Source organism: Brachybacterium sp. AOP24-D1-21 (genome assembly GCF_052378665.1).
Lineage (GTDB): Bacteria > Actinomycetota > Actinomycetes > Actinomycetales > Dermabacteraceae > Brachybacterium.
Genome location: NZ_JBQSXX010000002.1, coordinates 151,635 through 171,702, shown reverse-complemented (window position 1 = coordinate 171,702; position 20,068 = coordinate 151,635). Strand labels below are relative to the sequence as shown.

Annotated in this window: 13 protein-coding genes and 2 pseudogenes; 10 read left to right on the top strand and 5 right to left on the bottom strand. The window is 68.2% G+C overall.

What is annotated here, in order from left to right; all coding sequences use genetic code 11:
* Positions 1-7 precede the first annotated feature (7 nt).
* The 4 genes and pseudogenes from ACT3UF_RS15470 to ACT3UF_RS15455 form a co-directional block, all read right to left on the bottom strand.
* A pseudogene (locus ACT3UF_RS15470) lies at positions 8-634 on the bottom strand (ATP-binding protein); the annotation flags it as partial.
* Entirely contained in the window at positions 631-2,193 is a 1,563-nt protein-coding gene (gene istA, locus ACT3UF_RS15465; protein WP_444592675.1) for an IS21 family transposase, read from the bottom strand. The pseudogene ACT3UF_RS15470 and the gene istA, both read right to left, overlap by 4 nt.
* Before the next feature lie 163 nt (positions 2,194-2,356).
* A pseudogene (locus ACT3UF_RS15460) lies at positions 2,357-3,259 on the bottom strand (IS256 family transposase); the annotation flags it as partial.
* A 102-nt stretch (positions 3,260-3,361) separates the two neighbouring features.
* Positions 3,362-4,576: a glycoside hydrolase family 3 protein gene (locus ACT3UF_RS15455; protein ID WP_444599561.1), complete on the bottom strand. Its 1,215-nt coding sequence runs from the start codon at positions 4,574-4,576 to the stop codon at positions 3,362-3,364.
* A gap of 222 nt (positions 4,577-4,798) precedes the next feature.
* Here ACT3UF_RS15455 and ACT3UF_RS15450 point away from each other — a divergent pair, with 222 nt between their 5' ends.
* The 3 genes from ACT3UF_RS15450 to ACT3UF_RS15440 all read left to right on the top strand — a co-directional run bounded on the left by ACT3UF_RS15450 (position 4,799) and on the right by ACT3UF_RS15440 (position 8,498).
* Positions 4,799-6,448 (top strand): extracellular solute-binding protein, encoded by a 1,650-nt coding sequence (locus ACT3UF_RS15450; protein WP_441445643.1) that lies wholly within the window; start codon positions 4,799-4,801, stop codon positions 6,446-6,448.
* A 62-nt stretch (positions 6,449-6,510) separates the two neighbouring features.
* Positions 6,511-7,509, top strand: a complete 999-nt coding sequence (locus tag ACT3UF_RS15445) for an ABC transporter permease (RefSeq protein ID WP_441445642.1) — start codon at positions 6,511-6,513, stop codon at positions 7,507-7,509.
* Positions 7,506-8,498, top strand: a complete 993-nt coding sequence (locus ACT3UF_RS15440) for a carbohydrate ABC transporter permease (RefSeq protein WP_441445641.1) — start codon at positions 7,506-7,508, stop codon at positions 8,496-8,498. Before ACT3UF_RS15445 ends, ACT3UF_RS15440 begins: the two co-directional genes overlap by 4 nt.
* 187 nt (positions 8,499-8,685) lie before the next feature.
* Here the strand turns inward: ACT3UF_RS15440 and ACT3UF_RS15435 are convergent, their stop codons facing one another.
* Positions 8,686-9,687 carry a LacI family DNA-binding transcriptional regulator gene (locus ACT3UF_RS15435; RefSeq protein ID WP_444608425.1) on the bottom strand — a complete coding sequence of 334 codons (1,002 nt, stop codon included), beginning with the start codon at positions 9,685-9,687 and terminating at the stop codon, positions 8,686-8,688.
* Between the two features lie 48 nt (positions 9,688-9,735).
* Here ACT3UF_RS15435 and ACT3UF_RS15430 point away from each other — a divergent pair, with 48 nt between their 5' ends.
* The 7 genes from ACT3UF_RS15430 to steA all read left to right on the top strand — a co-directional run bounded on the left by ACT3UF_RS15430 (position 9,736) and on the right by steA (position 20,060).
* A complete protein-coding gene (locus ACT3UF_RS15430; RefSeq protein WP_441445639.1) occupies positions 9,736-11,763 on the top strand; it encodes a beta-galactosidase in 2,028 nt (675 codons plus the stop codon).
* Positions 11,764-11,938: 175 nt separating this feature from the next.
* Positions 11,939-14,317, top strand: coding sequence for a hypothetical protein (locus ACT3UF_RS15425; RefSeq protein WP_444592398.1), 2,379 nt, complete (start codon positions 11,939-11,941; stop codon positions 14,315-14,317).
* Positions 14,314-15,330 carry an HAD-IIA family hydrolase gene (locus tag ACT3UF_RS15420; protein WP_441445636.1) on the top strand — a complete coding sequence of 339 codons (1,017 nt, stop codon included), beginning with the start codon at positions 14,314-14,316 and terminating at the stop codon, positions 15,328-15,330. The genes ACT3UF_RS15425 and ACT3UF_RS15420 overlap by 4 nt, the downstream gene beginning before the upstream one ends.
* A complete protein-coding gene (locus ACT3UF_RS15415) occupies positions 15,327-16,172 on the top strand; it encodes a TlyA family RNA methyltransferase (RefSeq protein WP_444608424.1) in 846 nt (281 codons plus the stop codon). Before ACT3UF_RS15420 ends, ACT3UF_RS15415 begins: the two co-directional genes overlap by 4 nt.
* Before the next feature lie 5 nt (positions 16,173-16,177).
* Positions 16,178-17,122, top strand: a complete 945-nt coding sequence (locus tag ACT3UF_RS15410; protein WP_441445634.1) for an NAD kinase — start codon at positions 16,178-16,180, stop codon at positions 17,120-17,122.
* Positions 17,123-17,139: 17 nt separating this feature from the next.
* Entirely contained in the window at positions 17,140-18,888 is a 1,749-nt protein-coding gene (gene recN / locus ACT3UF_RS15405; RefSeq protein WP_441445633.1) for a DNA repair protein RecN, read from the top strand.
* Positions 18,885-20,060, top strand: a complete 1,176-nt coding sequence (steA, locus tag ACT3UF_RS15400; RefSeq protein WP_441445632.1) for a putative cytokinetic ring protein SteA — start codon at positions 18,885-18,887, stop codon at positions 20,058-20,060. Before recN ends, steA begins: the two co-directional genes overlap by 4 nt.
* Positions 20,061-20,068: the final 8 nt, after the last annotated feature.

Below are 20,068 nucleotides of genomic sequence, written 5' to 3'. Positions count from 1 at the left end.
GACACCTCCAGTCCTTCTTCGCGTACTGGGTGCAGAACACTGTCGAGCCGGTGTCGTAGCGGAGTTCGAGCAGTTCCAGCAGCATCGAACGCATCCCCTCGTCAGGATGGTCCAGCAGCCACTCGTCGATCACCAGCAGCGAGAACGTCGAGTACTTCCGCAGGAACTTCGCCTGGCCCTGGGACTTGTCCTTGGCCAGAGCCCAGGCTTCCTCGAGGTCGGGCATCCGGATGTAGTGCGCACGGATCCGGTGCTGGCAGGCCTGCTTCGCCAGCGCGCATCCCAGATACGACTTCCCCGACCCGGTGAAGCCCTGGAAGACGACATTCTGCTGGCGCTGGATGAACGAGCACGTCGCCAACTGCGCGATCACGTTCCGGTCCAGCCCTCGCTCCTCGACCAGGTCCAGTCGGCGCAGATCAGCGCCAGGGTAACGCAGCCCCGCCCGGCGGATCAGGCCCTCGACCTTGCCCTGGTTGAACGTGGAGTGCGCCTCGTCCACGACCAGCTGGAGGCGGTCCTCGAACGACATCCCCAACACGTGCGTCTCGTCCTGGGCATCGATGGCGTCCAGGAGCGCAGTTGCGCCCATCTCTCGTAGCTTCCGCTTGGTCTCGATATCGATCGCGGTCATCGGGCACCTCCGCCGTAGTAGTCCGCGCCACGGACGAAGCCGCCCTGCTCCGCTGGTTCCTCGCGGGCTGGACGCAACCCGACGGTCTTGTCCTGCCCGGTCGCAAGGATCGGTTGCAGATGCGCGTAGCGGGGCGAGCGGATCCGGCTCGTCAACGCGAGCGCGCAGGCCGCCTCGACCCGGTCTGCGGAGAAGCGGCGAGAGAGCCGCAGCACCGCTAGTGCAGGGTCCAGGCCCTGTTCCTGGATCGGCACGGACTCGAAGATCCGCCGGGTCACGATCACCGTCGCTGGGCCGATCCGTTCCGCCCATGCCCGTACTCTTGCCGCGTCCCAGGCCTGGTAGCGGTCCCCGGCGGGCAGATCCGCGTCGTTGGTGCGGTACTCGTTCACCGACCCCTCGGGCAAAAGCAGATGACTGGAAAGCCGCTGGTGACCGTGGTAGATCTCCAGCGTGCGGGCCGTGATGCGCAGATCAACCGATGCGCCGAGGTGCGCGAACGGCACTGAGTAGAAGTTCCGCGCGAACGAGACGTGCCCGTTCCTGCCCACCCGCCGGCTATAGAGCCACCGCGAGATCTCGTAGGCCACCGCGGGCAGCGGGGTCAGCAACGGGCGCTCCTCCGCCTCGAACACGCTGATGCGGGAGCCAGGACGTTTCTGGAACGGCTCGGCGTTGTAGGCCTCCATCCTCTCGCTGATCGCCGTAGCCAGCGCGGCCAGGGTCGTGAACTGCTGGTCCCGCAGCCCGGCGATGACCCAGGTAGCGACGTGCGCGACGGTGTTCTCCACGCTGGCCTTGTCTTTCGGCTTCCGCACCCTGCCCGGCAGCACCGCTGCCGAGTAGTGACCGGCCATCTCGCGATACGCATCGTTGAGGACGATCTCCCCCTCGCGGGGATGCTTCACCACGCCGGTCTTGAGGTTGTCCGGCACGATCCTGGGGACCGACCCGCCGAACGCGTCGAACATCGCCACGTGCGCCCGCAGCCACGACTCCTGTCGCATATCCAGCGCCGGGAAGCAGAACGCGTAACGGGAGAACGGCAGGCAGCCCACGAACAAGAACACCTTCGAGACCTCGCCGGTGACCGCGTCGATCAGCTCCATCGTGGGGCCGGACCAGTCGACCTCCACACTCTGCCCGGCCTTATGCCCCACCCTCGAGGCAGCGCCGGTGACCAGCACGTGGCGTTGGTAGGTGCGGCAGAACCGGTCATACCCCATCGCCGGGTCCCCAGCCACCGCGGAGACGTCGAGGTACTCGCCATGCAGGAGCTTCAGCGTCACCCCAACCCTCGCCATCTCCCGATGGACCTGCTCCCAGTCCGGCTGAGCGAACACGCTCTCGCGCTCACCCCGGCCCGGGAACAACCGCGCATACACCTGCTCATCGTCGAGCTCGGCCACGTCGTCCCAACCGATCCCCACCCCGTCAGCGGCCTCGAATACCGCCCTGACCGACTTCCGGGACATGCCCTGCGAGGCAGCGATTGCTCGCCCCGACAGACCCTCGGCGCGCAGCTGGAGCACCAGCTTCGCTCTGATCTTCCGTACCATTTCCGATTGCTCCTTCCGCCGCGTGCCCTATACACACGGCGGAAGGAGCGTAAGCAAGGCGGTCCCCAACGACACCACAGCTGGCCCCCAACGACGCCATCGCTACGAAAACGAACTGGCCCCCGGACCCTCGATCAGCGGACCCCAGCGACGCGAATATTCAGTAGTCCAGCAGACGCTCGAACTGCGCATTCACGGCCTCGGCGTCGGGCTGGTCATAGACGCTGTGCAGCATCGCTTTCACGGCTGGCCACATGCCCTTGGGGCAGATGCTCATCAGATTCGCGGCGTAGTGGGTGCGGCAGCGCTGCCAGGACGCTCCGGGCAGGTGAGCGGCGATCGCCTCGACCAGCCCCGCGTGCGCGTCGGAGGTGACCAGGCGGACTCCGCCCAGGCCGCGGGCGACCAGGTCGGCGAAGAAGCTGTTCCAGGCCGCGCCGGTCTCGCTGGTCGCGACCCGGATGCCGAGGACTTCGCGGTGGCCGTCGCCGTTGACGCCGGTGGCGAGCAGGACGACGGCATTGATGACTCGTCCGCCCTCGCGGACCTTCATCGTCAGTGCGTCGGCGGAGACGAACGTGAACGGCCCGGCGGCGTCCAGGGGGCGGTGGCGGAACTGTTCGACGTGCTCGTCCAGATCGGCCGCCATGCGGCTGACCTGTGACTTCGAGAGGCTGTTGATGCCGAGGGTCTTGACGAGTTTGTCCATTCGGCGGGTGGAGACGCCGGCGAGGTAGCAGTCCGCGACCACGATGATCAGGGCGGATTCGGCGCGTTTGCGGCGCTCGAGCAGCCACTCGGGGAAGTAGGTGCCGGTGCGGAGCTTGGGGACGGCGACGTCGATCGTGCCGACGCGGGTGTCGAGGTCGCGGTGGCGGTAGCCGTTGCGCTGAGCGACCCGCTCGGGGCTGGGTCGGCCGTATTCCGCGCCGGCGACCGCGTCAGCGTCCGCGGACAGCAGCTCGTTGATGATCCTTTGCAGCATCGTGCGCATCAGATCCGGGGAGGCTTCGGCCAGGGCTTCACCGAGCAGGCCGTGAGGGTCGACAATATGAGGAGCGGTCATCGTGATGACTCCGTTCGAGGATTCTGTGGAAGGTTGACTCGAAGGATCACACGGTGGCCGCGTCCTCGTCAGAGACGATCACGGGGCCACCGCGCTACACCACTATGCGGGACTCAACTTGTACCAGTCCTGGAGCACTGTCCCGCCGAGGTAGCCGAGCACCGCGATGGTGCTGCCGGAACGCGCTGGCAGGGCCGCGTTGTCGTGCTTGAGCAGCACGGCAGCTCTCGCAGCGACCTGCTCGGACAGTGCAGTCGCCGCCTCGCGATCGAATGTGTAGGCGGGCCGGTCGGCGCTAGGGGAGTTGGGTGCAGTGCTCGCAGCGGACGGGGACATCGGAAGCTCACCGGTTCGGGCACGCAGAACCAGCTGGCGGACCACCGCCTGGTCGATGTGTCGCTCCTGGATCAGGCTCGCCTCGAGCGCGGCTCGTGCGGCTCGGATCGTCGGCCCCGAGTCCCGGTCATGGTCGGTGAAGGAGTCGACGCCGGCTCGCAGCATCGCGGCCACCGCCTCGGTGAGATCCGCGCAGGCGCCCTGGATCGAGAAGAGATTCGTGGGTGCGCCCGCATCGCTGACCACGAACAGCAGATCAGGATCGCCGACCAGGTGACGCAGGTGGTCGTTCACCAGCGGGGAGAGATGCGCGGGGACCCCGTTGGCGAAGTTGTAGGAGAGCATCACCGCACCCGCGGCGCCGCTGGCCAATGCCTCTTCGAAACCCGGCAGCTCATACTCGTGCAGCACCCGTGGCGAGAGCTCGGACGAGGTGGCGGCGCGGTCGACCTCATGGGAGTAGCCCAGGAAGTGCTTGAGCGTCGGCACCGTCGCCCACACCGGGCCCGCTCCACGCAAGCCCCGAGCGATCGCGCTGCCCAGGCGCGCATTGAGCAGCGGATCTTCGGACAAGCCCTCCTCATTGCGCCCCCACAGCGGGTGACGCAGCGGATTCACCACGGGCGCCCAGACGTTCAAGCTGGCCGGCTGCTCGTGCCCATGATGAACCCGCACCTCCCGCGCGATCTGTTCGCCCACGGCTTCGAGCAGGTCTGCGTCCCAAGTCGCCGCGAGCCCGACGGGCTGCGGATAGGTGACGGCTGGACCCCGCCAGGCGACGCCGTGCAGCGCCTCGGTGCCCGTGGAGAACGGGCCGATGCCCAGCCGTTCCACACCAGGGCTGTGCTGGTGCAGGAACGGCAGCTTCTCCTCGATGTCCATCGCACGGACCAGCGCGCGAGCGTGCTCCAGGCGCTCGACATCACTCGCATCGAGGATCGCGCGAGTCTCCAGCCAAGACGTGGATGGGACGGATGCCATGGGGTCCTCTTCGACGGCGGGGCACAGGAGGTTCCGTCGAGAGCTCCTGACAGAGGTCTTGCCACGAGCCTGGTCGACGGTTAAGGTTCGAGCCTATCGAAGCGCTTCGACACTTGGCTAGTCCGCGCTCGAGATTCATCACCCGGACTGCTTCGGCTACCGGGGGAGAACTGCGGTCGCTCATTCGGCAACCGCATACCGTCACAAGGAAGTGAGTGGATCATGAACCTCATCGACAACGCGGTCTCGCGTCGGCGGCTGCTCGGATACCTCGGTATCGGCGCCGGAGCCCTGGGCCTCGCCGCCTGTGGAGGATCCGGAGGCTCTGCCGCAGGCTCCGGCAGCGGGGGAGTGCTGACCGGTGCCGAGCTCACGGCCGAGGTCGAAGCCTCGCTCCCGAACAGCGCTCTGGAGTTCCTCGTCGAGCCGGACTTCCCGAGCGTGAACGGCTCCACTCCCGGCTACGTCACGATGCCCGACCCGCTGGTCAAGGGCGTCGACGCGGTGCCCGGTGCGGGCGGCGACTACACCGTGATGAGCCCGGCCTGGTGGACCTCGCCGCCGAACCTCGGCGACAACGCCTACTACGACGCAGTCAACGAGCAGCTCGGCGCGACCCTGGAGTTCCAGGTGGCCGATGGCAACACCTACGCGGACAAGGTGCAGACGGTGCTCGCCTCCCCGAAGAACGTGCCCGACTGGATGGTGATCCCTTCCTGGAACATCCCCCCGCGCTTCATCGAGGGTGTCGGCAACGTGTTCCAGGACCTCACCGAGCATCTGGCCGGCGATGCGATCCATGACTACCCGAACCTTGCGCGGCTGGATCCTGCGGCATGGGCATACTCGATGTTCAACGGCCGCATCTACGGCCTTCCCTACCCGTCCGAGCTGATCACGAACGCGGTGTTCTATCGCAAGGACCTGTTCGAGCAGTTGGGGGTCGAGCCGCCCACCGACGCCGACTCGTTCCTGTCGGTGCTGACCGAGATCATCGACGAGGGAGCCAATCGCTGGGGCTGCGAGAACCTCTGGAACACCGCACAGATGATGTACGCGATTCCCTCGACCTTTGCGGAGCGTGACGGGAAGCTGGTCCATCCCTTCGAGATGGAGGAGTACAAGGAAGCCATCGTCTGGCTGACCAAGGTGATCGAGTCCGGTGCGATGCACCCGGACGCCGTAGCCGGCAACGACGGACCCGCCAAGGACCGCTTCGAATCCGGTCAGACCCTCGTGATGAACGACGGCGTCGGCGGCTGGCACGAAGCCCTCACTCGGGTGCGTCCCACCAACCCGGACTTCGACCAGATGGCGATGGACCTGTTCGCACCCGATGGCGGGGCACCGACCCTGTACCGCGGCGCTCCGGTCAACATCTTCTCCTTCCTCAAGAAGAACGATGACGCCGAGCAGGTGCGCGAGCTGCTGCGCATCGCCGACTGGTGCGCCTCCCAGTTCGGGACCGAGGAGTTCGACCTGCTCACCTACGGAGTGGAGGGCACTCACTTCGAGCGCGATGAGCACGGCGTCCCTCAGATGAACGACCAGGGCCGGCGCGAGGTGACCTCCACCTACCAGTTCCTCGCCCAGCCCGGGATCGTCAACGCCAAGGTGCAGTTCCCGGAGTACGTCGAGGCCTCGACCCAGTGGATGGCCCGTCAGTCCGAGCACGTGGTCGATCCGCTGTTCTACGGAATCCAGATCCAGGAGCCCTCAGAGTTCGGCTCCCTCAGCCAGCCGTTTGACGATCTGGTCGTGGACATCAGCCGCGGGCGCAAGGACATCGGCGCACTCGATGAAGCGGTGGAGCACTGGCGCTCCTCCGGGGGCGACAAGCTGCGCGACTTCTACGCCGAGTTCATGTCCTGAACTGAGCTCATGTCCTGAACTGACTGCCCATCAGCTGTCGCGCTTCCAGAACCGAGGTGTCCATGTCCATAGATACTGCACGGCCGTTACGGTCCCGTCGACCCTCCCGCCGCCCCGCGGCAGGTGGGTCGACGGGGCCTGGCCGCCGCACCGTCAGCTTCACAAGCCGGCTGCGCCGTGATCGCTCGCTGATCCTCATGACCATGCCGATGGTCGTGCTGCTGCTGGTGTTCGCGTACATCCCGATCCTCGGGAACGTGATCGCGTTCCAGGACTACTCCCCGTTCATCGGGATCAGGAACAGCTCCTGGGTCGGAGCGCACCAGTTCGAGCGGGTGCTGCTGGATCCCCTGTTCTGGAACGCAGTCAAGAACACGCTGGTGATCACTGCTTTCCAGCTGGTGTTCTACTTCCCGATCCCGATCATCCTGGCGATCCTGCTGAACTCGATCCTCAATGAGAAGGTCCGCACGGTCATCCAATCGATCGTGTATCTGCCGCACTTCTTCTCCTGGGTGGTGGTGGTCTCGATCTTCCACCAGATCCTGGGCGGCGCCGGTCTGCTCAACCAGTTCACCCGCGAGTTCGGTCTCGGCACGGTGAACGTCATGACCGATCCCGATACGTTCCTGTTCCTCATCACGTCTCAGGTGGTGTGGAAGGACGCCGGCTGGGGCATCATCGTCTTCCTCGCCGCGCTGAACGCCATCGATCCGGCCCTGTATGAGTCCGCCGCGATGGACGGCGCAGGGAAATGGCGCCGCATCTGGCACATCACCCTCCCCGGTATGCGGGCGGTGATCGTGCTGCTGCTGATCCTCAACCTCGGCAATTCCCTGACGGTCGGCTTCGAGCAGCTGATCCTCCAACGGGACGCTGTCGGCGCCGGTCGCGCCGAGGTCCTGGACACCTTCGTCTACTACACGGGCGTGCAGAACGGCGACTGGAGCTACGCCGCTGCCGCCGGACTCCTGAAGGGAGTGGTCAGCATGATCCTGGTGCTGGGAGCCAACAAGATCGCGCATCTGTTCGGTGAGGCGGGGGTGTATCAGAAGGCATGAGCACCTCTATCGGGCCCGGGCCCAGCCCCGTCAGCGCGCCGGTTCGCCAGGGCGTGGCCACCGGCGTGCTCGCCGGCGCAGGCAGCCCGCCGCGCAAGCGCCGTCCCTCCTCGCGACCGGTCTGGGACGAGGACCCCTCGCTCCCGGCACAGGGCGCGAAGGGCATCGTGCTGGTGCTGATCTGTCTGGCGGTGCTGGTCCCGCTCTACACGATCATCCTTACCAGCCTCTCGCCGCAGGGCGCGATCACGCGGGCCGGCGGCCTGGTGCTGTTCCCCGACGGAATCACCCTGGACGCCTACCGCCAGGTGCTCTCGGGCGGCATCGTCACCCGCGCAGTGATCGTCAGCCTCGGGGTGACCGCGGTGGGCACGGCGCTGTCTCTGACGGTGTCGGTGCTGGCCGCCTACGGCCTGTCCCGGCCGGGGAGCCTCCTGCATACCCCGATCCTGTTCCTGATGCTGGGCACCATGTTCTTCGGCGCCGGCATGATCCCGATGTACCTGCTGGTCTCGGGGCTGGGACTGATCGACAGCTACTGGGCGCTGATCCTGCCCAGCGCCATCTCCGCCTTCAACATCGTGATCATGCGCGGCTTCTTCCAAGGCATCGACCAGGGCATCCTAGAGTCTGCACGGATCGATGGCGCTTCGGACTGGCGGATCCTGTTCCAGATGGTGCTCCCGATGTCGAAGGCGGTGGTGGCCGTGGTCGCCCTGTTCTATGCCGTCGGCTACTGGAACGCCTTCTTCAACGCGATCCTCTACATCAACGACTCTGCCATGCAGCCTCTGCAGGTGGTGCTGCGCAGCTTCGTGCTGCAGGGCGTCTCTGTTCCGGGCCAGGTCGATGTGGGCTCGGGCGAGGTGGCCACGCTCGCGGTGCAGATGGCGGTGATGGTGATCGCGCTGGTGCCGGTGGTGATCGTGTACCCGTTCATCCAGCGCCACTTCAAGACCGGCGTCATGATCGGCGCGGTCAAGGGCTGACCGACGTGCTGCGAGGGACGAGCGGTAGGAGGTCGGCGAGTGTGTGGAGGCTGACCGACGTGCTGCGAGGGACGAGCGGTAGGAGGTCGGCGAGTGTGTGGAGGCTGACCGACGTGCTGCGAGGGACGAGCGGTAGGAGGTCGGCGAGTGTGTGGAGGCTGACCGACGTGCTGCGAGGGACGAGCGGTCAGGCCTGCAGCCGATGGGTGGTGTCGCGCTCGATGAGTGATGGCGCTATCAGCTGGTCGCGGGGGTCCCCGCGCCCCTCGATGAGATCAGTCGCCGTGGTCACTGCGGCCCGTCCGGTCTCCGCGACAGGAATCTCGACAGCCGTGTACTCCACGGCACCGAGCAGGGTCGTCTCCCGGGGAGCGATGGCCACGACCTGCAGGTCGGCAGGCATCGAGATCCCTTCGGCCGCCAGTGCCCGGTGGATCGCAGGCAGCGCGCTCTCGTTATGGATGACCAGTGCATCAGGACGGTCGTTCGTGAGGATCGTGCGGATCATCTGCCCCGTGGAGTCGACCTCATGGTCGTGGACCAGGTGACGGGCTGGCAGCTCGAGGCGGGCACAGGTATCCCTGAAGCCTCGGGTGGCGCGGTCGGCGTAGGTGGCGTGACGGGTCTGGGTCGCCGCAGGCGATCCGATCATCACCAGTCGTCGAGCACCTCGGCGATGCAGTTCGGTCACGGCCAGCGTCGAAGCCTGTTCGAAGTCGAAGTCGACCCGGGGGATGCCGAGCGCCTGGCTCGGATAGCCCAGCAGCACGACGGGACGTGCGGCGTCGGCCAGGACCGGGATCCGCGGATCGTCTTCGACCACGTCCATCACCACCAGTGCGTCGACTTTGCCCTCTGCGAGCACTCGCACGGTCGCCTCATGGTCCTCTGCCGCGATCAGGAGGATCTCGCTGGAGGCTGCGTGGGCAGCCGTCATCAGCGAACGGACGAACATCATCACCACGTGCGCATCGACATCCGCAGCCAGCGGGACCGCGAGCCCGATCGTTCCGGCTCGCTGCGAGGCGAGGGCGCGAGCCCCCGCATGGGGGTGGTAGCTCAGGCGCGTGATCGCCGCATTGATCCGTTCCCTGGTCGCTGCGGAGATCGCCCTCTTGCCGCTCAGCGCGTAGGAGACGGTGCTCAGGGAGACGCCGGCCTCGCGCGCAATATCCGACATGGTGGCCATGGCGCCGCCTCTCTGCCAGGAGGAATGTGAATGACGATGAGAAGTGCGATGTCCCGATCTTGTGACGTATTGTCCCATCTTCGCGCCCAGCACGGCGTGCGCGGAGCGCTCTTCGGCGCAGATTACAACCCCGAGCAATGGCCTCGCGAGGTGCATGCCGAGGATCTGGATCTGATGGATCGCGCCCATGTCGACTTCGTGACTGTCGGGGTGTTCTCCTGGGCGCGGCTGGAGCCGGAGCCGGGACGCTTCGATGTGGCATGGCTCGACCAGGTGCTCGATGACCTCCATGCGCGAGGCATCGCCGTGGACCTTGCGATCCCGGTCGCGTCACCACCCCCGTGGCTCGGCGTGATGCACCCGGGCTCCCTCCCGGAGACCCGCTCGGGAAGCACTCTCTGGTGGGGTTCGCGCAATCAGTTCAACCCGTCCTCTCCCGCCTATCGTGAGGCAGCCAGACGGATCACGCGGATGCTGGTGCAGCGATATGCGGAGCATCCGGCGGTGGTGATGTGGCACGTCGGCAACGAGTACGGCCAGCTGTCCCATGACGACAGCACCGCCGGTGCCTTCCGTGCCTGGCTGCAGGCGCGTTATGGTGACATCGATGTGCTGAACCAGGCGTGGGGGACCACGGTGTGGTCGATGGGGCTGCGCGGGTTCGAGGACGTGATCCCACCCCGCGAGACGCCCTATCTCTTAAATCCTGCGCTCGAGCTCGACTTCGCCCGCTTCACCTCAGATCAGCTGCTGGACTGCTATCTCGATCTGGCGGGGATCATCCGTGAGGCGGCGCCCGACGCCTGCATCACCACCAACTTCATGGGCTTCTTCCCGCTGGTCGACTACGGGGCGTGGAGCGAGCATGTCGATGTGCTGGCGGATGACCACTACACAGACCCGGCGGATCCCGCCTCCCGCCTGACGGCCTCGCTGACCCACTCCTATCTGCGCACTCTGGGGCACGGGCGTCCGTGGGTGCTGATGGAGCAAGCGGCGGGAGCCGTGAACTGGCGCGCCCACAACGTGCCGAAGACCGCCGCTCAGAACCGTCTGGATACCTGGCGCGCTCACGCCCACGGCGCCGATGTCATCTCCTACTTCCAGTTCCGCCAGGCGGCGAGCGGACCCGAGACCTTCCACTCGGCCCTGGTCCCGCATGCAGGGGCGGACACCGCCCGATTCTGCGGAGTCGCCGAACTCGGGCGCGAGCTCGACGACAGCCCGCTGGCGGACATCGCCCCCGGCACCTCTCGGGTGTTCTTCGTCCACGACTGGGAGTCCTGGCGCGCCGCCGTGGGAGGAGGCCGGGCCACGTCGGCTCTCGACCCGATCGCGCAGAACGAGATGTATTACGAGCCGTTCTTCCGTGCCGGGGAACGGGTCGACATCGGCCCGTCGACCCTGTTCGCCCCCACAGAAGAATTCGGAGCAGCAGAAGGCGGTGCAGAACCGTCGGGAAGCAGCCTGCACAGTCGCTATGACCTCGTCGTGCTGCCCTCACAGTTCCTTGCCCGGGCCGAGCTGACCCCGGTACTGGAGCAGTTCGTGCGGGACGGAGGCCAGCTGCTCATTGGCCCGCACAGCGGGGTCGTGGACCAGGATGTCCGTGCTCATCTCGGCGGCTTCGGAGGCGGCCTGCTCGAGCTCGCAGGGGTGTTCCGCGAGGAGCCGTGGCCGCTCGCAGCGCCGATCGTCGTCTGCGACGACACGGGGGCGGAGGCCGAGGTGTCACGATTCGTCGAGGTTCTGCGCACGACGACGGCGCATCGCCTCTGGACCGTGGCGGAGGGTGCACTGCAGGGGCGACCGGTGGTCACCCACCGGGAGCTGGGGAAGGGGGCGATCTGGTACCTCGGCGGCCTGCTGGATCCTGAGACGCTCCATTCCGTGATCGGACGGGCCGCGGCTGCCGCGGGCCTGGAGCTGGCCAGCCTCCCTGAGCAGGTCGAAGTGATCCGTCGCGGGGAGGCCGTGGTCGTCCTGAACCATGGCAGTTCACCGGCACGGCTCAGCATCGCGGGTGCGGACCTGGAGGTGCCGGGGGAGGAGCTTGTGGTCTGGCGGCCGGCATGAGGATGCTGCGCGGCTGAGCCCGTCGGGGCCCGGTTCCTTCCTGTGAAGGGCGTGGTCGTGACCCTGGTGAAAGCAGTCACGGATAGGGCCGTTACCGGAGCGTCAATTGCAGGTGGTCGCATAGGCTCCCGGGAGAAAACGACATAAGGGCGAGACGAAGAGACGGACGGTCCAGGTGTCTGAGGACAGCAATAACAGGGGCGACCACGGCCAGGGCGACAAGAGTCGGTACGGCCAGCGGCGCGACGACAATTCCACGACACCGCACTCCCGCTCGTCGTCCGGCGACGGGCGCGGGCGGCCCAGGACTCAGGGGTCCTGGGAGAAGGACGGGCCGCGCAGCGCCCGTCAGGACCGCCCCCGCTCTGTCGGCGACGCGTCCGGGACCGCACGGAAGCGGCCCTACCGCCCCAATGACGAGACCGGCCGCACCAGCGGTGGACCGCGTCGTGATGACCGCGGCTCATCCTGGTCTCAGCGGCCGCGCCGCTCCGAGGATTCCGGGGGCTTCCGAGGAGGCCAGGACTCTCGCGGCAGTGACTCCCGCGGCAGTCGTGATGACAAGCCCTGGGAGAAGCGGGACCGCAAGGACTACCGACCGCGCGAAGAGCGCAGCGGCGGCCGTCCGGAGCACGCTCGCGGCGACGCCGGCTCGCGCCGTGAGGACAAGCCCTGGGAGAACCGTGGTGGCGTTCGCCCCGCCGGTTCCCGTCCGGACTCTCGCGGTGGCCGGGAGGACCGGCCCTGGGAGAACCGGGACCGCAAGGACTACCGCCCCCGCGAGGACCGCGGTGGTGCTCGCCCCGCCGGTTCCCGTCCGGACTCTCGTGGTGGCCGTGAGGATAAGCCCTGGGAGAACCGGGACCGCAAGGGCTTCCGCCCCCGTGAAGATCGAGATGCTCGTCCGCGCGAGGACCGTGGTGGTCGGCCGTCAGGTTCCCGTCCGGACTCTCGTGGTGGCCGTGAGGACCGGCCCTGGGAGAACCGCGACCGCAAGGACTACCGCCCCCGCGATGACCGTGGTGGCGCTCGCCCCGCCGGTTCCCGTCCGGACTCCCGTAGCGGTCGCGAGGACAAGCCGTGGGAGAAGCGGGATCGTCAGGACTTCCGTCCGCGTGAGGACCGCAGCGGTGGTCGCCCCGATCATGCACGCGGCGACGCCAGCGGACGCCGTGAGGACAAGCCGTGGGAGAAGCGGGACCGCAAGGACTTCCGCCCCCGTGAAGATCGGGATGCGCGACCGCGCGAGGACCGTCCGTGGCGCGAAGATCGCCCGCGTCGGGATGACCGCGACACCCGCGGTAGCCGGGGACGCAGTGATTACGGCGGTGCACGTGACCATGGCGGTGCACGCAGCCACGGTGGAGTGCGCGATCACGGTGGAGCACGCGATCACGGCAGGGACCGCCCTGAATATGCACCCCGAGACGACTCGCGCAACACCCGTCCGGGCCAGGAGGCTCGTGCTGACCGGCCGATCGAGCCCCGCATCCCGGAGAGCATCACGGGGCGGGAGCTGGGCAAGGACATCCAGGCAGAGCTGCGCGGGCTGAGCAAGGACACCGCAGAGCGGGTCTCCCGCCATATGGTCGCGGCCTACCTCCTGGAGGAGTCCGACAACGAGACCGCGCAGGCGCATGCCCGCTTCGCTGCGCGCCTCGGCGGTCGTGTCGGTGCGGTGCGAGAGGCTCACGGCATCATCGCCTATCGCGCCGGCGACTTCCGCACGGCGTCGCGCGAGCTGCGCACATCGCTGCGCATCACCGGGCGCACTGATGTGCTGCCGATGATCGCGGATTCGGAGCGTGGGCTGGGCAGGCCGGAGCGTGCCCTGGACATCGCCTCCTCGGAGGATGCCTCCGATCTCGGCGTCAATGCATCGATCGAGCTGATCATCGTGGTGGCCGGTGCCTACGCGGATACGGGGGACATCGAGACTGCTCTGCGCACGCTCGAGATCCCCGCGCTGCGGCACAAGGTCGAGGGACGCTGGCAGGTGCGCCTGTGGGTCGCCTACGCCGATCTCCTCGAGCGTGCGGGCCGTCCCGACGAGGCGAAGCGCTGGCTCACGCTGGCGGCGGATGCCGACTCCGAGGGAGTGACCGACGCCGCCGAGCGTCTGGGCCGCCCGGCTCCGCAGCCGGCGGAGGAGCCCACCTGGGCCGACGACGAGCAGATCTCGGTCCTCGACGCCTACGACCCTGATGCTGATGCTGATGCTGATGCTGATGCTGATGCTGATGCTGATGCTGATGACTTCGACGCCGAGGGCGAGAACGGCTTCGAGGGCGAGAACGACTCCGAGGAGGAGGACGAGCTGCCCGCGGGCGCCTCCGACGAGGTCGACGCAGAACTCTCTGACGCTGACGTGGAGGAGCCCGCTGACGTCGACGAGCCTGCTGATGCGGGGGAGCCTGCTGACGTGGAGGAGCCCGCTGTCGAGGGAGTGTCCTCCGACGCGGCCGAGCCCGCCACGGCCGATGAGCTGCCTGAGGCTTCTCTGCCCGCAGAGGAGAAGATCGAGGAGACGCGAGCATCGGAGGAGTCGGCATGATCCGTCGGCCTGATCCTTCGCTGCTGGATCTGTACGATGCGCTGCTGCTGGATCTCGATGGGACGCTGATGCACGGCGCCCAGCCGATCCCGCACGCCGCCGAGGCGGTGGAGATCGCGCGTGCCGCCGGTCGCACCGTCGTCTTCGCGACGAACAACGCCTCCCGCACTCCGCAGCAGGCCGCTGACCACCTCGCAGTGGTCGGTGTCGCTGCCCGGCCCGAGGAGTTCGTGACCTCACCTCAGGTGGCGTCGCGGCTGCTCGCAGACCGTCTCGAGGCAGGCTCGAAGGTGCTGATCGTCGGTGGTCCCAGCCTCGCCGCCCAGATCCGGGAAGTCGGCCTCGAGCCGGTGGACACCGACAGCGAGGATGTGGTCGCCGTGGTCCAGGGCTGGTCCCCGGATCTGGACTGGTCGTTGCTGGCAGAAGGTGCCTACGCGATCAGGCACGGTGCCTTCTGGATGGCCACCAACATCGACGCGACACTTCCCACCGAGCGCGGGCTGGCGCCCGGCAACGGTTCCATGGTGGCGGTGCTGCGGCACGCCACCGGGGCCGAGCCTGCGGTCGCCGGCAAGCCGGAGCCGGGCATGTTCGAGGTCGCCGCCCGGGATCAGGGCGCACGGCGCCCCTTGATCATCGGCGACCGGCTGGACACCGACATCGAAGGGGCGGTGCGTGCAGGGATGGACTCCCTGCTGGTGCTCACCGGAGTGGATGGGATCGAGTCTGCGCTGCGCGCAGAGCCGGTGCGCCGACCCACCTTCATCCTGCCCGACCTCGAGCAGCTCGCTGCTCCCTTCCCGCTGCCCGTCGTCGACGGTGAGACCGCCCGCTGCGGAGCAGTCCGCGCCCTCTGGCGCGAGGGAGACATCGAGCTGCACGGAGAGGTCGAGGATCCGCGGATCCTGCGGGCGGTGCTGGCGCTGCTGGCGAGCCACAGCGCCGAACAGGCCTGGCGCGGCGAGCTCCGCGACCAGCACGGTGCCGCAGTGCAGCCCACGGACCGGTGAGCGGCGACCGACTCGACGTCGCGCTGCTCACCGCCGGCCTCGCGCGGTCCCGCACCCATGCTCGGCGCATCATCGAGGAGGGGCGGGCCAGGCTCGACGGCCGCACGGTCACCCGTCCCGCCACGCCGGTCCCTGCCGGCGCCGAGCTCGCCGTCGTCGATGTGCCCGACGGGATCGAATACGCCTCCCGGGCCGCGCACAAGCTCGCCGGTGCCCTCGATGCGCTCGGCCTGGACCCGGCGGGCCTGAGCTGCCTGGATGCGGGGGCCTCCACCGGTGGGTTCACCGATGTGCTGCTGCGCCGCGGTGCGGCCTCGGTGATCGCGGTCGACATCGGCCGCGATCAGCTCGCAGACCATGTGCGTGAGGATTCTCGCGTCACCGTCCTCGACGGCACCAGTGTGCGCGATCTCCATCCCGCGCTGCTGGGAACGAGCGTCGACCTCCTGGTCGCGGACCTCTCCTTCATCTCCCTGCGCACAGTCCTGGCGGCCCTTGGATCAGTGGTCCGGCCCGACGGGCAGCTGCTGCTGATGGTGAAGCCGCAGTTCGAGGTGCCAAGAGCAGCCCTGCCGAAGTCCGGCGTCGTGAGCGACCAGGCGGAACGGGTGCGGGCGGTGCGCGAGGTCGCAGAATCGGCCGCCGGGTCCGGGCTCTCCGCAGCAGCTGTCGGGCCCAGCACGCTACCCGGACAGGACGGCAACCGTGAGTACTTCCTGCATCTGCGTCCGCACGGCACGGCGTTCACGCTGGATGCCGAGGCCTGTGACATGATCGAGTCTGCCGTGCGCGGGGACCGTCCGCGGCGACGCCACGACCAGCACCCCAGCCAGGAGGACTGACCCCGATGCGACGGTTCCTCCTCTACGTCCATACGGGCCGCCGAGCGGCGCTGCGCGCGACGCTCACGGTGCTCGAGGAGCTCCGGCTGCGTGGCGTGCGTGCGATCGTCGTCCAGCAGCAGGTCGACGAGATCCTCGCCCTGCCCGAGGACATGGCACCCCCGCGCCTGCTGACCTTCCTCACCAACGGCGCCGTCGATGTGCTCGAATCCGTCACGGCGGAGGATCTCGTCGAACTCGGCATCGTCCTCGGCGGCGACGGCACCATCCTGCGCGCCCTCGAGGCCGTGCGCGAGGCGGACATCCCCGTCCACGGAGTGAACCTCGGTCATGTCGGCTTCCTCGCCGAGAGCGAGGTCGAGGATCTCTCGATCACCGTCGCCCGCCTGCTCGACGGCGATTACGACATCGAGAAGCGTTCGACCCTCGACATCTCGGTGCTGGATTCGGATGACGCCCTCCTCGCCCATCACTGGGCGTTGAACGAGGCCTCCCTCGAGAAGGCCGACCGGCAGAAGATGATCAACGTCGCGATCGAGATCGACGGGCGCCCGGTCTCCTCCTTCGGGGCGGACGGCGTGCTGCTGTCCACCTCCACCGGCTCGACGGCCTACGCCTTCAGCGCCGGCGGACCGGTGATCTGGCCGGAGGTCGACGCGATGATGCTGATCCCGCTGGCAGCGCACGCCCTGTTCGCCAGGCCGCTGGTGCTGGGGCGTTCCTCCGAGGCGGCGATCGAGATGACCCTCGACAACCGCGAGGACGGCATCCTCACCCTGGATGGCCGACGCACCGAGGACATCACCGCAGGGATGCGCATCGAATCCCGGCTCTCCGAGCGGTACGTGCGGCTGGCGCGGCTGGCGCCGACGCCCTTCGCGGACCGGCTCGTCGAGAAGTTCCAGCTGCCGGTGGTGGGCTGGCGGGGTCGCAGCCCCGGCACCCGCTGAGGGCAGGAGGCACCACCATGCTGTCAACCCTGCGTATTCGTCAGATCGGTGTGATCGACGACGCCATGCTCGATTTCGGGCCCGGATTCACCGCGCTGACCGGTGAGACCGGGGCGGGCAAGACGATGATCGTCACCGGCCTGACCATGCTGCTCGGCGAGCGGCTCGACCGCGGTCGCACCCGCGGCTCCAGCACCGTCGACGGCACCCTCGCCCTGGCAGGCCACACCGAGCTCGCCGCCGCGCTCGACGAGCTGGGCGCTGAAGAGGAGGACGGCGAGGTGCTGGTGGTCCGACGGGTCACCCGCGATGGCCGCTCCCGCGCCCAGATCGGAGGGGTCCCGGTGCCGATCGGCACGCTCGCCCGTCTCGTGGGCACGGCGGTCACGGTGCACGGCCAGTCCGATCAGCAGCGTCTGCGCGACCCCGAGGCCCAGCGCGATGCGCTGGATCGCTTCGCCATCGCTGAGATCGGACCGCTGCTCACCCGCCACCGCGAGATCTGGCGCGAGCGTTCCACACTCACCGAGCGTCTGGCCGAGCTCGATGAGCTGCTGACTGAACGAGACCGGCGCGGCGCTGCGCTGCGTCAGGCCCTCGAGCGGCTCGAGCAGTCCGACCCGGTCGAGGGGGAGGACGAGGATCTGCGTGCCGAGATCGAGCGGCTCGCCAATGCCGAGGAGCTGCGCGGCGCCGCCGGGCAGGCAGCATTGGCCCTGGTCGGTGACGATGACGGCCCCGCCGCCGCACCGCTGCTGGCACTCGCGGCGGAGAGCCTGGGACGCGCTGCCCGCACCGATACGACTCTGGAACCGCTGGTCGAGCGGATGGACGCCGTGCGCCTCGAGCTCTCGGACGTCGCCGCGGAGATCTCCCGCTATGCAGACAGCATCGACGGCTCGCCCAGCAGGATCGAGGAGGCCAATGAACGTCTCCATGAGCTGACCCTGCTGGTCCGGGACCTCGGCGCGATGCTGCCGGGCCCGGACGGCCCGGCCGGGGACATCACCACGCTGCTGGCCACCTCCCGCACCGCCGCGATCGCTCTGGACCGCTATGAGGGTGCCGAGGAGGAGCGGGCCGAGACCGTCGGCCGGCTCGAGGGTCTTGAGGCGGACCTCTCCGAGACCGCTGCGGCGCTCACCGAGGCCCGCCGCATCGCCGCCTCTGCTCTGTCCTCCGCGGTGCAGGAGGAGCTGCGGCATCTCGAGATGCCCGACGCCGATATCCGAGTGGAGGTGTCCGTACAGAGCCATCGCTCCCACGGCTGCGACGCCGTCGCGATCCTCCTCGCCCCGCATCCCGGCGCCGACCATCTGCCCGTCGCCCAGGCCGCCTCCGGAGGTGAGCTCTCCCGGGTGATGCTCGCCCTCGAGGTGGCGCTGTCCTCCTCCCGGAACGATCGCAGCGCGGCACCGGTGTTCGTCTTCGACGAGATCGATGCGGGGATCGGCGGCCGTGCCGCCCTCGCCGTCGGGCAGCGGCTCGCCCGACTGGCACGTCATGCCCAGGTCATCGTGGTCACCCACCTTCCTCAGGTCGCTGCCCACGCCAGCACCCACCTGCAGATCGTGAAGTCCTCCACCGACGGCACCACCAGCTCCACGGTCGAGCATCTGGACAAGCCGGCACGGATCCGGGAGCTGGCACGGATGCTCGCCGGTGACGACGCCTCCGACCTGGCCCTCGCCCATGCCGAGGAGCTCCTGGACGAGGCACGTGCGGTCGCGACTTCTGATGAGACTCCGCCGGGAGCGCGACGATGAGCGCTGTGCGCTCGGTGACCGGAACCGCCCGGCTCGGCAAGCGCACCAAGGACCTCACCAAGCGGCTCCAGCCCGGTGACATCGCGATCATCGACCATGAGGACATCGACCGCGTCGCCGCTGAGGCCCTGGTCGAACGGGAGCCGGCCGCCGTGCTCAACGTCGCGGCGTCGACCTCCGGGCGCTACCCGAACGCCGGTCCCCGAATCCTGATCGATGCAGGCATCGTCCTGGTCGACAGCTTCGGCGAGTCCGTGTTCGAAGGGGTCCGTGACGGGGAGACGATCACCGTGACGGACGGCGAGGTGCAGCTCGAGGGGACTCCGATCGCCGCCGGCACCCGACAGGACGACGAGAGCGTCACCGCCTCCCTCGAGATCGCGCGCGAGGGCCTGTCCGAGCAGCTCGAACTGTTCGCCGAGAACACCATGGAATACATGCTGCGGGAGCGGGATCTGCTGCTGGACGGCATCGGCGCGCCCGAGGTGCGCACCCGCATGGACGGGCGACCGGTGCTGATCGTGGTGCGCGGCTACCACTACAAGGAGGACCTGGCGACCCTCAAGCCCTTCCTCCGCGAGAACCGACCGATCATCATCGGTGTCGACGGCGGTGCGGACGCTGTGATCGACGCCGGGTTCCATCCGGACATGATCATCGGGGACATGGACTCGGTCTCCGACCGTGCCCTGCGCAGCGGTTCCGAGCTCGTGGTCCATGCCTACCGTGATGGCCGCGCCCCGGGGATGGAGCGGCTGACGGAGCTGGGCCTGGACCGGGACGCGATCTCGTTCCCGGCCTCCGGCACCAGCGAGGACATCGCGATGCTGCTGGCCGACGAGAAGGGCGCTTCGGTGATCGTGGCCGTCGGCACTCACGGCACCCTGGAGGAGTTCCTGGACAAGGGACGCGCCGGGATGAGCTCGACCTTCCTGACCCGGCTGCGCATCGGGTCCAAGCTGGTGGACGCCAAAGGCGTCTCCCGCCTGTACCGTCAGAGGATCTCCACCTTCCAGCTGGTGCTGCTCGCACTGGCCGGGCTCGCCGCACTCGCGGTCGCGCTCTGGGCGACCCCCGGAGGGCAGGCGCTGGTCCAGATCTTCGGCGCCCGCCTGGATGGGATCCTGTCCTGGTTCACCTTGCTGTTCTCACCCCGGGCCACCGGGTCGTAGGAGGGTCT

Bases quoted from the DNA above. Each gene is read 5' to 3' on its own strand.
- ACT3UF_RS15435 (WP_444608425.1), bottom strand. From the start codon at position 9,687: ATGGCCACCATGTCGGATATTGCGCGCGAGGCCGGCGTCTCCCTGAGC.
- ACT3UF_RS15420 (WP_441445636.1), top strand. From the start codon at position 14,314: ATGATCCGTCGGCCTGATCCTTCGCTGCTGGATCTGTACGATGCGCTG.
- istA (WP_444592675.1), bottom strand. From the start codon at position 2,193: ATGGTACGGAAGATCAGAGCGAAGCTGGTGCTCCAGCTGCGCGCCGAG.
- ACT3UF_RS15410 (WP_441445634.1), top strand. From the start codon at position 16,178: ATGCGACGGTTCCTCCTCTACGTCCATACGGGCCGCCGAGCGGCGCTG.
- ACT3UF_RS15445 (WP_441445642.1), top strand. From the start codon at position 6,511: ATGTCCATAGATACTGCACGGCCGTTACGGTCCCGTCGACCCTCCCGC.
- ACT3UF_RS15440 (WP_441445641.1), top strand. From the start codon at position 7,506: ATGAGCACCTCTATCGGGCCCGGGCCCAGCCCCGTCAGCGCGCCGGTT.
- steA (WP_441445632.1), top strand. From the start codon at position 18,885: ATGAGCGCTGTGCGCTCGGTGACCGGAACCGCCCGGCTCGGCAAGCGC.
- recN (WP_441445633.1), top strand. From the start codon at position 17,140: ATGCTGTCAACCCTGCGTATTCGTCAGATCGGTGTGATCGACGACGCC.
- ACT3UF_RS15450 (WP_441445643.1), top strand. From the start codon at position 4,799: ATGAACCTCATCGACAACGCGGTCTCGCGTCGGCGGCTGCTCGGATAC.
- ACT3UF_RS15430 (WP_441445639.1), top strand. From the start codon at position 9,736: ATGTCCCGATCTTGTGACGTATTGTCCCATCTTCGCGCCCAGCACGGC.
- ACT3UF_RS15455 (WP_444599561.1), bottom strand. From the start codon at position 4,576: ATGGCATCCGTCCCATCCACGTCTTGGCTGGAGACTCGCGCGATCCTC.